This is a genomic window from Neisseria sp. P0009.S007, from assembly GCF_051962515.1.
The window spans coordinates 1-746 of the sequence record NZ_JBQCVF010000780.1 but is presented as its reverse complement, the minus strand read 5'-3'; the positions used below and the strand labels follow the sequence as shown (position 1 = coordinate 746).

Annotated in this window: 1 protein-coding gene; it reads left to right on the top strand. The window is 44.9% G+C overall.

Features of this window, described 5'->3' with window-relative positions:
• The coding region (locus tag ACTHS3_RS16315; RefSeq protein ID WP_440368547.1) for a TraB/GumN family protein at positions 1–688 on the top strand (688 nt) is incomplete at its 5' end.
• Between the last annotated feature and the right edge of the window lie 58 nt (positions 689–746).

Here is a 746-nt window from a genome sequence, read left to right as displayed (position 1 = left end):
AAAAATGTATCAAAAATACTTCAAGGAAGTCATGAGTACCGAACCGCTCAGCCGCAAGCTCGGCAAAGCAGATTTCCGTCTTTTACAAGAAATCTATTCGCAAAATGAAGAAAGCCGACCCATCACCCAAATTGCCGACAAACTCCATCCGTGGGCGGCATTCATTTTTGCCGGCAGTACATTTCCCAAAGGGTATAGCTCAGAAACCGGTGCAGATATGTTACTGACCAACGCGGCCGCCGACATCAATAAGCCGCGTGGTTCATTAGAAAGTTTGGACGATGTTACCGCAATCTTCAAAGCTCAGCCTGAAGAAACCATGCTCAACTTTCTGAAAGCCAGTATTAAAACCTATAAAGAAGAAACCGAAGATATCAAAAAACTCCATCAAGCCTATTCAGACGGCCGCTTTGAAGAACTCATTTCACTTTTGGAAGAAACCGAACAACGCACCCTCAAACTTGTTGATACCAAATACGCCAAAGCCATGTCCGATTGGCTAAAAAACGACCTCCTGATTCGGCGCAACTTGGCATGGCTGCCTGAAATCCGCAAGCAATCCGCCAAACAAAGCACCCTCTTTGCTGTCGGTATTGCCCATTTACCCAGCGAAAAAGGCTTAATCGAACTATTGCGTCAAGAAGGCTATCAAGTTACCCCGGAACCTAAGGTTTTAATTTGGCAATAAACCTTATCAGCAAACGACAAGGCCGTCTGAAAGTCTTTCTTTCAGACAGCCTTTATTC